At 30.4% G+C, this 15,097-nt stretch carries 13 protein-coding genes, 1 riboswitch and 1 other annotated feature; of the genes, 1 reads left to right on the top strand and 12 read right to left on the bottom strand.

Annotation, left to right across the window (positions count from 1 at the left end; genetic code table 11):
* Positions 1-115: 115 nt before the first annotated feature.
* Positions 116-217: riboswitch (purine riboswitch) on the bottom strand.
* A gap of 188 nt (positions 218-405) precedes the next feature.
* Complete coding sequence (locus tag ACSYT2_RS00185; RefSeq protein ID WP_438382732.1) at positions 406-1,686, bottom strand: PTS sugar transporter subunit IIC; 1,281 nt, start codon at positions 1,684-1,686, stop codon at positions 406-408.
* A gap of 358 nt (positions 1,687-2,044) precedes the next feature.
* Here ACSYT2_RS00185 and ACSYT2_RS00180 point away from each other — a divergent pair, with 358 nt between their 5' ends.
* Complete coding sequence (locus tag ACSYT2_RS00180) at positions 2,045-2,950, top strand: prenyltransferase (protein ID WP_430857564.1); 906 nt, start codon at positions 2,045-2,047, stop codon at positions 2,948-2,950.
* A 161-nt stretch (positions 2,951-3,111) separates the two neighbouring features.
* Here the strand turns inward: ACSYT2_RS00180 and ACSYT2_RS00175 are convergent, their stop codons facing one another.
* From ACSYT2_RS00175 to ACSYT2_RS00125, 11 genes are all read right to left on the bottom strand, one after another.
* The gene (locus ACSYT2_RS00175; protein WP_430857565.1) at positions 3,112-4,278 is read right to left on the bottom strand and encodes an aminotransferase class I/II-fold pyridoxal phosphate-dependent enzyme; all 1,167 of its coding nucleotides are present in this window, start codon (positions 4,276-4,278) and stop codon (positions 3,112-3,114) included.
* A complete protein-coding gene (locus ACSYT2_RS00170) occupies positions 4,275-4,757 on the bottom strand; it encodes an Lrp/AsnC family transcriptional regulator (RefSeq protein ID WP_430857566.1) in 483 nt (160 codons plus the stop codon). Before ACSYT2_RS00170 ends, ACSYT2_RS00175 begins: the two co-directional genes overlap by 4 nt.
* Positions 4,758-4,805: 48 nt before the next feature.
* Positions 4,806-5,051, bottom strand: a binding site (T-box leader).
* Positions 5,052-5,263: 212 nt separating this feature from the next.
* Complete coding sequence (locus ACSYT2_RS00165) at positions 5,264-6,454, bottom strand: pyridoxal phosphate-dependent aminotransferase (protein ID WP_438382729.1); 1,191 nt, start codon at positions 6,452-6,454, stop codon at positions 5,264-5,266.
* Positions 6,455-6,695: 241 nt separating this feature from the next.
* Positions 6,696-7,304 (bottom strand): hypothetical protein, encoded by a 609-nt coding sequence (locus ACSYT2_RS00160; RefSeq protein WP_438382727.1) that lies wholly within the window; start codon positions 7,302-7,304, stop codon positions 6,696-6,698.
* Between the two features lie 150 nt (positions 7,305-7,454).
* Positions 7,455-7,889 (bottom strand): hypothetical protein, encoded by a 435-nt coding sequence (locus ACSYT2_RS00155; RefSeq protein WP_438382725.1) that lies wholly within the window; start codon positions 7,887-7,889, stop codon positions 7,455-7,457.
* A 90-nt stretch (positions 7,890-7,979) separates the two neighbouring features.
* A complete protein-coding gene (locus tag ACSYT2_RS00150) occupies positions 7,980-8,966 on the bottom strand; it encodes a DUF4003 family protein (RefSeq protein ID WP_430857570.1) in 987 nt (328 codons plus the stop codon).
* A gap of 258 nt (positions 8,967-9,224) precedes the next feature.
* Positions 9,225-10,637, bottom strand: a complete 1,413-nt coding sequence (locus tag ACSYT2_RS00145) for an aminotransferase class I/II-fold pyridoxal phosphate-dependent enzyme (protein WP_438382724.1) — start codon at positions 10,635-10,637, stop codon at positions 9,225-9,227.
* Between the two features lie 4 nt (positions 10,638-10,641).
* Positions 10,642-11,856, bottom strand: coding sequence for a M16 family metallopeptidase (locus ACSYT2_RS00140; protein ID WP_438382722.1), 1,215 nt, complete (start codon positions 11,854-11,856; stop codon positions 10,642-10,644).
* Positions 11,857-11,860: 4 nt separating this feature from the next.
* Positions 11,861-13,228 carry a thioether cross-link-forming SCIFF peptide maturase gene (gene scfB / locus ACSYT2_RS00135; RefSeq protein ID WP_438382721.1) on the bottom strand — a complete coding sequence of 456 codons (1,368 nt, stop codon included), beginning with the start codon at positions 13,226-13,228 and terminating at the stop codon, positions 11,861-11,863.
* A gap of 57 nt (positions 13,229-13,285) precedes the next feature.
* Complete coding sequence (scfA, locus tag ACSYT2_RS00130) at positions 13,286-13,423, bottom strand: six-cysteine ranthipeptide SCIFF (protein WP_003371542.1); 138 nt, start codon at positions 13,421-13,423, stop codon at positions 13,286-13,288.
* 83 nt (positions 13,424-13,506) lie between these two features.
* Positions 13,507-14,934, bottom strand: coding sequence for a nicotinate phosphoribosyltransferase (locus tag ACSYT2_RS00125; protein ID WP_438384985.1), 1,428 nt, complete (start codon positions 14,932-14,934; stop codon positions 13,507-13,509).
* Positions 14,935-15,097: the final 163 nt, after the last annotated feature.

Below are 15,097 nucleotides of genomic sequence, written 5' to 3'. Positions count from 1 at the left end.
TTTAATCAATCCCCTACATAAATTTTATCATTTGCAACGGTAATATATTTTTAGAAAATAAAAAACACCCCAAATAAAATTTGAGGTGTAGTAATCCAAATATAGATTTTCTCTATACTAAAATACATTACCCCGTAGTCTGCCAATTTAAGGTTAGCAGGTAGAAACTTTCGGACCATATCTCCGATGATATACGAGCATTTTTGATATACGAACATTATATCATATTTCTTTTTATTTGTGCGTATTTGTATATTTTTTGATAATATTTAAACTTTAAAGGTTTACTATTATACTTTTATTTATATAATATATTTTAATTTATCAAATAATAGAAAATAAGAGCTAAATGATACCTAAATCATATAGCTCTTACTAATGTTTATCTGGTCATTTTGTCTATATTTAAACTTCGTCCTTCATTTTGTTTGCAGCGATTACAAATGGCATATAAAGTACTACTGAAATTACTATTAAACCAATTGAAAGAACTGCAGCTTTCCAGTCTCCACCTGTAGCTAGGAATGCTGATATAACTGGTGGTGTAGTCCATGGAACCATTACCACTGTCTTAGCTATTAATCCTGCTGAGGTTGCTAGATATGCTATAACTAAACAAATAACTGGTACAAATACTAATGGAATTGTGTATATTGGATTTAAAACAACTGGAAGACCAAACATTAATGGTTCATTAATGTTAAAGCAAGCTGGTGCAAATGCTAATTTAGATATTGCTCTATCAGCTTCCTTCTTAGAGAATAGCAATAAAGCTATTACTAATCCAATTGTCATACCAACACCACCCATATTAACAAAAACATCTAAGAAAGGTTTTGTTACTATATTAGGTATTGCTTGATGTGCCTCTAAAGCTTTGATATTTTCATCAATAGCTGTTAAAAGCGTTGGTTCTGTAATTGGGCTTAATACGAAAGCTCCATGTAAACCAAAGCTCCATAGTAATCCTTGAAGTATTACTACTATTATTATTCCAGGTAGCCCTTGGAATGCTGCCTTGATTGGTGTTTGAATCATGTTCGTTATTATCTCATATACATCTATTCCAGTGAATTTAACTGTTAAGAATGCAATAAGCCCAAATATTGTTAAAGTAAATGTTGCAGGTATTAAAAGATTAAAACTCTTTGATACAGTTGGTGGAACTGAATCTGGCATACTAATCTTTAAAGCTTTTGACTTTTTGAAAAGTCTTAAAACCTCTGTTGCTAATATAGATCCAATAATTGCTACGAATAATCCTGTTGGAGATGTATATGTTGATGCAAATGCACCTACTGATTCTCCACCTACAGTTATTACCCCCGGCATTAATGCAACTGTTGACGCAACTCCTACAAATCCTGTTCCTATTTGATCCATTTCATAATAGTCTGCAAGTTTATATGCAACTCCGAAAGCTAAGAATATAGATAGGAATCCTAATGTTCCATTATATACACTTGCTCCAATATCTTTATAAGTATCGAAGTTTCCTAAACCTTTTAAGATTCCATTTGTAGAGTCTAAAACTACATTATTAATAAGTACGAAAAATGATGCAATAATGACCAATGGCATTACTGTTATAAAACCATCTCTTATAGCCATAAGATATCTTTGTGAAGAAAACTTATTTGCTATAGGGCCTAGTACTTCAGCTAGTTTTTCTGAAAATTTTCTCATATGTTTTTCCTCCTGTCTTTTCCCATGTTAGAGAAAGATTTTGTGACCACCACCACAAAAGCAAATTATATGATAACTGTTATCAACCTTCTATGTCAACAATTAAAAAATGGTATTTAATCTAATTGAAAACTTTTTCCCACACCATTTTATTCATTTGCTATTAAATATTAAGTTTTGCTATATTTCTACATATTATTATATCCTTTTTATTCTAATTTATCCCCCTATTTATAATCAAATAATATTTATACTAACAACAATCAGCTAATTGTATTTTCTTTGATTATCTATCTTTAAATTCGACATTATATATGTAATAATATATAGGTTACTATGAAAGATAAGGATGGGACTTATGAATAAAGATTATATTATAAAATTTATTAAGGATTCTTGGGTTGCTTTTAGACCATTTTCACTTACACTTGCTATTGGGTCTACCTCCTTGGGTATTATTGCTGCCTATAGAGATAACTCAATGAACTTAAATTCAACTGGCTATAACATTCTACTTATAGCTTTAATAACAATTGCAGGTTTATTAGCTCAATCAGGAGCAAATCTTGTTAATGATTATTTTGAAGGAGACTTCAGATATTACAGACCCTCTGGTAGAAAAATTAGATTCTTAGGTGTAGAAAGAACTTATTTTGATGTATATGTATTTTTATGGGCTATGGCTTGCTTTGCTATATCTGCATTAATAGGACTTTTACTAATATATCTAACTGATATGAGGATGCTATTATTAGGTTTAGTTGGTATAATTGGAGCTTATGCATATACTGGTGAGCCTTTTGTATATAAGACTAAAGGACTAGGAGTACCTTTTTCCTTTATTTTAATGGGTCCTTTAATGGTTCTGGGCGCCTACTTCCCATTTTCTAATGAATTAAACTTATATCCAATATTACTTGCATTACCTGCTTCGTTTATAATTCCAGCATTGATGATAAGTAATGAAATGAGAGACTTCCAAAGGGATGAAAAGTTAAGTCTTGGAACACTAAGTGTAAGGCTTGGAAGCAAGTTTAGTACCATACTTTATAAATCTCTAATATATGGAGCATATATTTTGACTGTACTCTTCGTGATTACTGGCTTATATCCTATTACTTCATTATTAGTATTTATTACTATCCCAACAGCAAAAAAGGCTGTAACTGCAGTTTCTACATTCCAAAAACTAGGTATACCTTATACAAATGCTCTCCATTGGAAATTCACACTACTCCTAGCAATAACCTTATTGTTAGGGTAATGTACTTAGAGTGCGTATTAAAAGATTCATAAAATAAGAACAAGGACTCTCATATTTCTTGGAAGGCTACCTCTCGAAGAGCTAGTAGACCTGAAAAGATATATGAGAGTCCTTGTTCTAGTTTAAAACCCATAAATAGTTTCGTGTACACTTAATATAAATTATTTTATCTCAGATAGAAATCTTTCAATTCTCTTTAATGCTTCCATTATGTTTTCCATTGATGAAGCATAACAAGCTCTAATAAAGCCTTCACCACAATCTCCAAAAGCATTTCCTGGCACAGCTAGTACCTTTTCTTCCATTAAGAGCCTCTCACAGAACTCATCTGATGTTAGTCCTGTAGATTTAATACATGGGAATACATAAAATGCTCCAAGTGGTTCAAAGCAATCAAGTCCAAGTTTTCTAAATCCATCCACAAGAACTCTTCTTCTTCTATTATATTCTTTAACCATCTTCTCTACACTTTCATCTCCCCCCTTAAGAGCTTCTATTGCAGCATATTGTGCAGTAGTTGGTGAGCACATAATTGCATATTGATGTATCTTCTTCATTGCATCTAATAATACAGGATGTCCACATACGTACCCAAGTCTCCACCCAGTCATTGCATAAGCCTTTGAAAACCCATTAATAACTAATGTCTTATCCTTTATTTCAGGAAAACTTGCTATTGATACATGTCTTTTATCATAAGATAATTCTGCATATATTTCATCTGAAATAACTATAACATCCTTATTCTTTAATACATCAACAAGTGGCTTAAGCTCTTCTCTAGTCATAATAGCCCCTGTTGGATTATTAGGAAATGGTATTATAACAACCTTGGTTTTTTCAGTTATAGCTTCCTCAAGTTCTTCTGCTGTAAGTTTAAATTCATTTTCAGCTTTTAAATTAATAACTTTCGATGTTGCTCCTGTGAAAGCCGTACAACCCTTATATGCAACAAAACTTGGTTCTGGGACAATTACCTCATCTCCAGGTCCCACCAATGCTCTTAATGCAAGGTCTATTCCTTCACTACCACCTACAGTAACTAATATTTCTTCTCTTGGATCATAAGTTAAATCAAACTTTCTATTTAAGTACTTTGCTATTTCTTCTCTCAATTCAATAAATCCTGCATTAGAAGAGTAATGAGTATGTCCTTTTTCTAATGAATATATTCCAGCCTCTCTTACATTCCATGGAGTAACGAAATCAGGTTCTCCAACTCCTAAAGAAATAACATCTTCCATTTCATTTATTAAATCAAAATATTTTCTTATACCAGAAGGCGGCATGTTCTTAACGTCGTCTCTTATCATATTTTCTAGTATCATACAAATATAGCCTCCCTATCTTGAACTTTCTTTTCTCTAAATATTGTTCCATGATCCTTATATTTCTTTAATACAAAGTGAGTTGCAGTACCAGTAACATATTCTTGACATGCAAGCTTATTAGATACAAACATAGCAACTTCCTTCATAGTCTTTCCTTCAACAATAACTGTAAGGTCAAAGCCACCAGAGGACATTAAATAACAAGCTTTTACCTGATCAAATTTATATATTCTTTCGGCAACTTTATCAAATCCATCCCCTCTTTGTGGAGTAATTTTAACCTCTATTAATGCAGTAACAGTTTCTTTTCCTGTATTCTCCCAATTTATAAGAGTCGTATATCCAGCAATGATACTCTTTTCTTCATAATCCCTAATAGCTTCTCTAACCTCTTCTACTGTTCTCCCCGCCATTACAGCAATTTGTTCATCAGTATATCTACTATTTTGTTCTAATATCTCTAAAATTTCTTCCATGATCATACCTCCTATAATCTTCTATAAAATAAAAAAACTCCATCCCAACCAAGGGACGAAGTTAAACTTCCGCGGTACCACCCTAATAAGCAAAATGCTCACTCAGTTAGAATATAGTTTTATATTCTTCCCTCTATAACGTAAGGGTCACGTCATTATCTACATTAAGAATATTCTTAGTTCTCAATAAGCGATTCAAAGGCTGCTTCAAAAAAGTCTTCTTACCAGGTTACACCTTCCCCCAGCTCTCTAAAAAGAATAACTTTAAATACTCTTCCTTATCATAATCTTTTAATATATTTTCATTATATATTATTATCTACCATAATTTGTTCCAAGTCAATATTATCTTTTCTTATCATAATAATATTAATTTATGCAAATATAAATATTACTGTCTATATAACCTCTATTTTTTTATTAATATATTAACTTTTCCTAGACATATATAAAAATAAAATAGAGCTATAATAGAATTTTCATCTTACTATAACTCCATATAAACACTATCTTAATTTAAACTCTTCTGCTAATTTAGTAAATGCATCCAATGATTTTTCAATCTTTTCATAACTAATACAATAAGATAGCCTGAAATATCCTGGACATCCAAAAGATGACCCTGGCACTATTAATAAATTATATTTTTTAGCTGCTTCAGCAAATTTCTTATCATCTTCGATTAAAGCTTTAGGGAATAAGTAAAATGCCCCCTCTGGCTTAACACACTCAAATCCAATACTAATTAAATGATTGTATAACAAATCCCTATTCTTCTTATATATATTAACATCTACTTCTGCACCCAAAGTTTTTCCAATAACTCTTTGGAACAAGGAAGGTGCATTAACAAATCCAAGAATTCTATTTGCAACATTTAAAGAAGCCATAACATCATCAAAATCATCCATTTCACTATTAACTACTATATAACCAATTCTTTCCCCAGGTAATGATAAAGACTTACTGTATGAATAACCTATAAAAGAATTTTTATAGTAATTTAGTATATATGGCACTTCAACACCATCATAAACTATTTCTTTATATGGCTCATCTGATACTAAATAAATACTAATCCCATATTCTTTTTCTTTTTCTTCTAATACTTCTGCCATTTTCTTAATTGATGCTTCAGAATAGACTACACCAGTTGGATTATTAGGTGTATTTATAATTACCACCTTTGTATTTTCTGTTATTGCTTTTTCTAATTCATCTAAATTAGGTTGGAATGTTTTAGTTTCAGCTGGTACTACAACAAGCTTTCCATCAAAGTTTGAAGCATAATTTGCATATTCCCCAAAGAAAGGTGCAATTGCAATAACCTCATCCCCTGGGTTTAATAAAGTCTTTAAAATAATATTTAATCCGCCTGCTGCCCCACAAGTCATTACTATATTATCTTTTGATAGCTTAAGATTATTTTTCTTATTAACATATTTTGCTATATCATCTCTAACATCCTCATAGCCTGAATTATTCATATAACCATGAACTAAGTTAGGAGATTCCTCTGACAGTATCTCTACAATCGCTTCTTTAATTGCCTTTGGCGGCTCTACATTTGGATTACCTAAGCTATAATCAAATACATTTTCCTCCCCATATATACTTGATAATCTTTTCCCTTCCTCAAACATAGCCCTAATTATTGAACTATTTTTCACTAGTCCTTCCATCTTCTTTGAAATCATATTTTTGCCCCCTTTAAATATCTATTTTTATCTATTACTTACATCTTCACCTATGTAACAGAAATAATATCTTCTTACATTTTCCTATTTGTTTAACCACAAACAATCATCCTATCCAATTATAGCTACTATTATACCACTCTTATACCAGCCTTAGCCAATGGTTAGTCTAATAAAAATAAGGAAGAACTATAACATTTTCATGCTATAATTCCTCCTTATTAATTCTATCTACTATCTTTTAATAATTTATTATTCCAATTGCAACTAATAGAAAGAACGCTAATATAACTCCGACATAAATCCAATTCTCAACAATAATTGCCTTCTTCCCCGATGGCATTTCTGCTTCTTCATTATCATGATATTTAATCTTATCTTCATTTACAATATTCCTTATCTCTCCGTAAAGCTTTGTGAATTTTTCTTTGTTAGTTTTAAATTGTACTGATTTATGACCTTTTAACTTCAAAATTAAAACTTCATCTTCACCCTTTTTGTATATATCTAAACTCTCAAGATTATTTTCCCCCATAAGATCTATAGTTTCAGTTTTTACATGATCCATATAATCTGTTGCTCCTACTAAATATAGTCTTTTATTTGATAGTATAAACAATGTGATTTTAGACCAATTCATCATTGGCATTGCTGCTGCACGGGAAACAGGGGCTAATGCAACTCTTGCTGTATCTTCAGAATATGCCCATGTATTAAAGCTATCAATTAATACCTCATCTTCATCAAATCCCTTTACTACATTATCTATTAACTCATATTTCTTTTTAGTTATACCTCTTACTTCTTCTGACTTCTCATTTAAATTATTCTCATTATTTTTTATTTCCATAAAACTCAATCCCTTCAAATTTGTTTTTATTTACATTACATTAACTGTATCTGCCTTACACTCTTATAAACGTAATTATTCATATTAACCTGTCACTTTTCTAAAAATTAATAAAAAAAAGATTATATTTAAAATATAATCTTTCTCATTTTATCTATATCTACTTTTCCCAAAGAGCCCCTTTAAGGTTATTCCAATTCCAGCTGCCGCCATTCCGTACATTATAATGGTAACGAATAATGTTGTTCTTCTAAAGGTAATTTGTAATCCCATTAATATTCCAACTAATATTATTAATACACCAACAATGACTAAAAGCCATCCTAATATTGAGTTCTCATTAAAGAATAGAACAATTATCCCTATAATAAGTGGTAATAATACAACTCCAAAAGGTGGTTCAAATCCAATCATTCTTGATAATCCAAAACTAGTTGTTATTGTAGTGTTTTGAAATATCATAAAAGCACCTATACAAAATATCACTATTCCAGAAAAAAAAGTTAGTATATTTCCTCTTTCTCTACCTACATCATAATTATTACTGACCCCAAAACTATCTTCATCTTTATTTCTTTTTTTCATATTTATCCCCCTATAGCACTTATAACCTATATTATATACAATTAATTACTATTTTTCAATTTTCTATTAACCACTTTTATTCTTTCCTTCTTAAGAAGATGCTGATGCAGCTGCAGCTGCTGTGGCTGCACTTGCAGCGGCTATTTGAATTGCTATTTGTATTGTTAATGTTACATTATTTGTTGTATTTATTAATTTTTCTTTATCTGTATCATCTAATCTTTCAACATAATCTGAAGCAACTACGCCTACTGCTATCATATTTCTAATAAGAGAACCTAAGCTAAAGCTACCAAAGCCTTTTTCTAATTTTATTTTCTCACTGACCTCTCTTACCTCTCTTGCAAAATCATCTGGATTTTCTGCTACAACAGAGGCTATAGCTAGAAGTGGTAATGAATAGTTTTTTAATGGTACTTTATTCTTTCTTAAAGCTTCTTCAATTTTAACAACCTTATTAACTTTTTCATCTACCTCTCCAGAAAATAGTGGCAATATATGTGATAAACTTTGAAGATTATTCCCTGCCCAAAATCCCTTGTATTTTAGAGCTACATAATACTCTTCTATTTCTTTTAAAGCTTCTTCTATATTAGTTGAAGTAACTGCAATCATAGCTGCTGCTGAGATATCTTCTTGGCCTGTTAAAAACCTATGATTCTTTTTCATATAATCATAAACAACTCTTGTATTTTTAACAGCCTCATCTATATTCATTCTATCTTTTGCATTAAAAATTACAATAGATGCTAAAATTAGGTATTGGTTTGTAAAGAAAAGGTTCTTTAACTTCTCATAAACAATATTAATCTCCCTAAGACTACCCTCCATATCCTCATAAAAAGAAATGGTAACTGCAGTAGTAAATAAATTATTCCCCCTAAAGTTTGATAATACAGAGGTATTATTTTTGATAATCTTTATAGCCTCATTAACTCTACTAGCATCTGCTATTTCACCTCTTAATGTTAATGATAATGCACTACATTTTCTAAAAGCATTTTGGGTGAAAATCCCACCTGCCATATCTAATTCTCTACTATTATTTATTAACAACTCAGCTTTTCCATAATTCATTATAATCTCCCCTTAAAGTTATTATAATTATATAATACAGTATTTAATACTATATTTCAAGATGTTTTCCAGTAATATTTTTACATTATTATATCCTATTTGTTATTTCTTTCTCTTAAATCAAATTTATATAAATTTGTCTATTATTCTATTGATCATATTTAAAGAAAAAATAAAGCTATTGAATTAATTCAATAACTTTATTTAGCTTTACCAATTTACCTATTCTATAATTTATTGGTACAACCATTTCATTTTTTATCCTATTATAAAGACTTTTTCATTTTCAATTCCAAGTACACTACATCCCTCTTCAAGATATATATTACAACTGTCAACTATTTCTTTGCTGATAATCTCACCGCTACAAACTAATGGTATTCCTGGTGGGTATGGAACTATAGCTTCTTTTGCTATTCTTCCTATTGCATTATTTAAAAGACACCATTCTCCTTTATGATTGAATACTTCATGAGGCTCCATAGCTTTTTTAGGTATAATTGTATTAAAATTTATAGGCTTCATTTCATCCTTTAATAAATTAATATCTAATTCTTTTAAGACTATATACAGTTTATCAAGTCCTTCTTTTACATTAGATGGAGATAAAATAAGAACTACTCCTTGATGGAAACTCATTTCACATTGAATTTTATTACACCTTAAGTAATCCAGTAATTTATGTCCACTATATCCCTTAGGTAAGGTTAATACATATCTACTCAAATCTATCTCATAACCATCTGGCATATTCTCATTCGACAAAACTTCTACTTTTCCCAGGAAATTAATCTTATTTCTCATATCATTAGCTACATTTAATAACTCTTCATAATCTGCTTTGCCGTAAGTTTCTAAGTAATATCTTGCATAATCTAAGGATGCCATTATTAAATAAGATGGTGATGTAGTCATAAATGCACTTATATAAAATTGAATATCTTCTGACTCATCATTTACTAAAAGATATGATCCTCCTGTTAGTGCGGGTATTGTTTTGTGAGCACTTATTACTGTATAGTCAGCTATTGTTCCAATATTCTTGGGTAATCTATCAGTAACTCCATAGTGAGCTCCATGTGCCCCATCTATAACTATTTTAAGTCCCCTCCCCTTTAAATCTTTAATTATTTCTTCTATATCATAAGATATTCCAAAATAATTTGGATAAGTTAATATTATTCCCTTTGGATTCTTACATCTATCTAATGCTTCATAAATATTTTTCTTATCTGGTGGAAGAAATAGACCTCCATCTCCATAAACTACAGGCTCTATATAAGTAACTTTAAGTTTTCTAAGAATCAAAGCATTATAAATAGATTTATGACAATTCCTTTCAACTAGAACCTCTTCACCTTCGCTAAAGGCTGAAAAAATAGATGCAAGATTGCCTCCTGAGCTTCCATTAACCATAAAGTATGCTTTTTTTACTCCATAGTATTTAGCTAAAAGTTCCTGGGACTCCATTATTACACCCTCTGGATGATGAAGGTTATCTAATGGGTCTACCTCAGTTATATCCAAATACCCTAAGTTATTTACTAATATTTTTCCTATTTCATCTCCCTCAAAAGCTTTACCACACTTATTTCCTGGCATAGAAAATATAATATTCTCTTCCTTATGATAATCTAATAATGCATTTACTAATGGTAATTTCTTATTCATATATCTACCTCGGAGTAATTATTTCTATTGATGGATTTTTAAGTACTCTTTTAGCTATCTCTATAACTTTTGAAGGTTCTACATCTTCAATTCCATCAAGGATTCCTTCATAAATTCTATAATCCTTGAACATTACACTAAATGTTGCTAGACTATTAGCTAACCTTATACTTTGTTCTTCTTTAAAAAGTTTCTTAAGCTTTATACTTTTAGATAGTTCTTTTATCTTTTCTTTTGTTAAAACTTCTTTATACTTATCTATATTTTCTATAGATTCCCTAACTATATCTAAAGCTTTATCTAACTTTTCTTCAGACGTGTTAAATGTTATTTTATATAGACCTATATGCCTTTCATTTGATATACTAGCCAGCACATCATATACTAAACCTTTCTTTGTTCTAAGATTATCAAATAGTACTGAGTTAACCCCTTCACCAAAGAATTCATTAAATAATCTAAATCCCTTTATTTCTTCATGACTCAGCTCACTTATTGAAAAAATTAATTGGACCCTACAAATATTTATGCCTTCTTTTATATCTCTATAAACACCTACTGTAGGTAATTCTGCAGACTCTAAAACATCTACTGTTTCCCCTTGCCATCTAAGAAAATACTTTTCTATTATTGACTTTACTTCATCTATCCCTAAAGAAGATATCACTGAAATCCTAGTATTTTTAGGACTATAATATCTATTATGAAAACCTTTTATATCTTCTAAAGTAATGCTACTAATATCCTCATATCTACCTATTATAGGATACTTTAATCTATTTTTATTAAAAGAATGGATGAACAACTTATCCTCACAATATTGGTCAAGCTCCTCATCCCATTCCTTTAACTCTTCGATTATAGTATCCATTTCTTCTTTAAATCCCTCTACTGGGAAGGTAGGATTTATCAAAATATCTGAAAATATTTCAACTCCTTTTTCAAAATCTTCCCCTAGTAAAGTTCCATAGTATATTACATAAGGATAATTAGTCATAGCATTATGAAATCCAAATATCTTACTCAATTCTTTATTGATATCTGACTCACTTCTTGTTTTAGTACCTTTAAAAAGCATATGTTCTGTAGCATGAGCAAGTCCTAAAACTTCTTTTTCTACTGAAGCTCCTGCTTCAAGTCCAATAGATATAGAGGTTAACTGAGTCATTGACTTTTCATATATTAGCTTTATTCCATTTTCTAAGACTAATTCTTTCATATTCTTATTCCTGCATCTCTTCAGCTTTTAAAGCTATTGCACATTCTATTCTCTTCTTTTGCATTTTGCATCCAACCTCATAAGGAATCTTCATATCCCCATTAAAGTTAACATTATTTGCTTGGCATCCACCACTACAATAGAATCTAGCCCAACAGTCTTTACATTTTGGCTTATTATAAATATGAGCTTGTTTAAACTCTTTGCCCATTTTTGCATCATAAGTATCATCATATATACTACCTAGCTTGTACTCTTCTTTCCCAACAAATTGATGACATGGATAAACATCTCCTTGTGGAGTAATTGCTACATATTCAAATCCTGCCCCACAACCTGATATTCTTTTATATACACATGGTCCACCTTGAAGATCTATATTGAAGTGATAGAAATTAAACTCATCTTTTCCTTCTCTTTTTCTATTCTTCATTTCTTCATATAATTTATCATAGTTATCAAAAATAGTTGGTAAATCTTCTTCCCTTAATGAAAGTGGATGTCCCTCTTCTAGAACAACAGGCTCTATTGATATCTCTCTAAAACCTTCATTAATCATTGAAACTACATCTTCATAGAAATCTGTATTTTGTCTAGTGAATGTTCCCCTAACAAAATACATTTTTCCTTTAGTTCTTCTATCTATCATCTTTTTTATGTTAGGAAGTATATCATCATATGAACCACTACCATCAACCTTTATTCTCACATTATCATTAACAGATTTTCTACCGTCTAATGAAAGAATAATATTACCCATTTCCTTATCCATAAAGTCCATCATTTCATCATTAAGAAGAGTTGCATTAGTTGTCATAGTGAATCTAATATTCTTCTTCCACTCTTTTTCATTTTCTCTAGCATACTTTATGATTTCTTTTATAGTATCCATAATCATAGTTGGCTCTCCACCAAATAGATCTATTTCGATATTCTTTCTTGGACCACTTCTCTTAACTACGTAATCTATTGCTTTCTTTGCTGTTTCTATGCTCATTACACCTTTGTGTCCATGATACTCTCCCTCATCAGCAAAGCAATACTTACATCTTAAATTACATCCATGAATAATATTTAGACATACAGCCTTTATGTAATCCCTATCATCCATCGAACTGTGAGCTATTTCTTCATATTGATCCTCTGAATACAGAACTCCATCTTCAACAAGTTCTTGTATTTCATCATAAGCTTCTGAAATATCTTCTTCCTTGTATTTTCCTTTAAGAAATCCTAATACTTCAAATTTATTATTTAACTTTTCATCCCCTAATATGTCGTATACAAGCTCGTCCACTACATGTACTGCGCCAGTATTTACGTCTAAAATAAAATAATTTTCGCCTTGTTTAAATTTATGAATTAATGCCATTTAGTCCCTCCAAAATTGTAAAGAAGCAGTAACTCTATAGTTACTGCCCTTAAATAATTAGTTTTCGCACTCTAAGTTTGCAACTGTACAAGAAGTCTTACATGCTGATTGGCATGAATTTGCACATTCTTTGCATCCTGGTTTACATAAGCTGTTCTTTATGTTTGTCTTATTGATAGTTTTGATATGCTTCATATGCTTATCCCCCGTATTCGTATTTTTCGTGAATATTATATCATACTCTTCCATTATATAAAATACATTATCAAATTATTCCATCACTCTTTCTTATCAGCTATTAAATTGTTTTTTAGTTCCCATAAATCTTTAGATAAATCCACATAATAATTGTGAGGATTTTCAAATCTTTTAAGTTCTTCCCATAATGTATCTAATTCTTTTTTACAATACCTTTGTATTTCTTTTACTGTAGGAGATTTATATACCAATTTTCCCTCTATAAAAATTTCTTCTTGTAGCTCCTTAACATAAAAGTCCTTAAGTTTTTTCTTCTTCCATGGATACACAGGATCAAATATTGTATAAGTATCTTCCCCATCTATTACTTCATTTGCAAGTGTAATTACATCTGCTAATGCATTATTAGTAACTTTATCGAAGAATCTATAAACTTTTTTGTACCCTGGATTACTAACCTTCTCCACATTTTCAGATAATTTTATTCTTGGTGATGGTATCCCCTCCTCATCCTCTACAGCTACTAATTTATATACTCCTCCAAATACAGGTTCACTCTTTGAAGTTATTAATCTTTCTCCAACTCCAAAAATATCAATTTTAGCCCCTTGATTTAATAATGAAGTAATCGTATATTCATCAAGAGAGTTAGATGCAACTATCTGGCAATCCTCTAACCCTGCCTCATCTAATATAGCTCTTACCTTCTTTGATAAGTATGCCATATCACCGCTATCAAGTCTTATTCCCTTTAATCTATGGCCCTTGGGAATTAATATATCCTTAGCTATTTTTATTGCATTAGGAACACCACTATGAATAACATCATAAGTATCTACTAATAGGTTACATTGATCAGGATAGTTTTTTGCATATGCTTTAAATGCCTCATATTCGTCATCAAATAATTGTATCCAACTATGAGCCATAGTTCCTACAACTGGAATGTCAAATGCCTCTCCTGATAGTGCTGTAGCAGTTCCAATACATCCACCAATATATGCTGCTCTAGCTCCATAAAATGCACCATCATAACCTTGTGCTCTCCTAGCTCCGAATTCAAGAACCCCTCTTCCTTTCGCTGCTCTACATACCCTGTTTGCTTTTGTAGCAATTAAAGACTGATGATTAATAGTTATTAATAACATGGTTTCTAATAGCTGTGCTTCTATTACCTTTCCTTTAACAGTAATTATAGGCTCATTAGGAAATATTGGTGTACCTTCCTTGACTGCATATATAGAACCTTTAAATTTGAAGTTTAATAAATACTCTAAAAATTCTTCATTAAATATACCTAAACTTCTTAAATAATCTATATCATCTATATCAAAGTTTAATCCTTCAACTAATTCTATTAATTGCTGAAGCCCAGCAACAATTGCAAATCCACCTTTATCTGGCACCCTCCTAAAAAACATATCAAAATATACTACTTTATCTCCTACCCCTTCTATAAGATAAGCATTACTCATAGTAAGTTCATAAAAATCCATAAGCATACTCATATTTCTATTTTCTTTTAAATTTATTTTATACAAGTTAATCCCTCCAAGTGAAATTCTCTTATCCTTTAAATATAATAATATTTATAATATATTTAATTATAGTCTGCTCTATTTTTTGAAAATCAGCCTTATAAAATATATATTCTAAAATTCTTATCTTAAT

The organism is Clostridium zhoujianii, from assembly GCF_051590805.1.
Taxonomy (GTDB): Bacteria; Bacillota; Clostridia; order Clostridiales; family Clostridiaceae; genus Clostridium.
Note: the sequence above shows the minus strand (reverse complement) of the source record. Positions and strands in the feature narration are given on the sequence as shown.

Excerpts from the sequence above, each read along its gene's own strand:
- ACSYT2_RS00185 (WP_438382732.1), bottom strand. The coding sequence starts at position 1,686 with ATGAGAAAATTTTCAGAAAAACTAGCTGAAGTACTAGGCCCTATAGCA.
- ACSYT2_RS00180 (WP_430857564.1), top strand. The coding sequence starts at position 2,045 with ATGAATAAAGATTATATTATAAAATTTATTAAGGATTCTTGGGTTGCT.
- ACSYT2_RS00175 (WP_430857565.1), bottom strand. The coding sequence starts at position 4,278 with ATGATACTAGAAAATATGATAAGAGACGACGTTAAGAACATGCCGCCT.
- ACSYT2_RS00170 (WP_430857566.1), bottom strand. The coding sequence starts at position 4,757 with ATGGAAGAAATTTTAGAGATATTAGAACAAAATAGTAGATATACTGAT.
- ACSYT2_RS00165 (WP_438382729.1), bottom strand. The coding sequence starts at position 6,454 with ATGATTTCAAAGAAGATGGAAGGACTAGTGAAAAATAGTTCAATAATT.
- ACSYT2_RS00160 (WP_438382727.1), bottom strand. The coding sequence starts at position 7,304 with ATGGAAATAAAAAATAATGAGAATAATTTAAATGAGAAGTCAGAAGAA.
- ACSYT2_RS00155 (WP_438382725.1), bottom strand. The coding sequence starts at position 7,889 with ATGAAAAAAAGAAATAAAGATGAAGATAGTTTTGGGGTCAGTAATAAT.
- ACSYT2_RS00150 (WP_430857570.1), bottom strand. The coding sequence starts at position 8,966 with ATGAATTATGGAAAAGCTGAGTTGTTAATAAATAATAGTAGAGAATTA.
- ACSYT2_RS00145 (WP_438382724.1), bottom strand. The coding sequence starts at position 10,637 with ATGAATAAGAAATTACCATTAGTAAATGCATTATTAGATTATCATAAG.
- ACSYT2_RS00140 (WP_438382722.1), bottom strand. The coding sequence starts at position 11,856 with ATGAAAGAATTAGTCTTAGAAAATGGAATAAAGCTAATATATGAAAAG.
- scfB (WP_438382721.1), bottom strand. The coding sequence starts at position 13,228 with ATGGCATTAATTCATAAATTTAAACAAGGCGAAAATTATTTTATTTTA.
- scfA (WP_003371542.1), bottom strand. The coding sequence starts at position 13,423 with ATGAAGCATATCAAAACTATCAATAAGACAAACATAAAGAACAGCTTA.
- ACSYT2_RS00125 (WP_438384985.1), bottom strand. The coding sequence starts at position 14,934 with ATGAGTATGCTTATGGATTTTTATGAACTTACTATGAGTAATGCTTAT.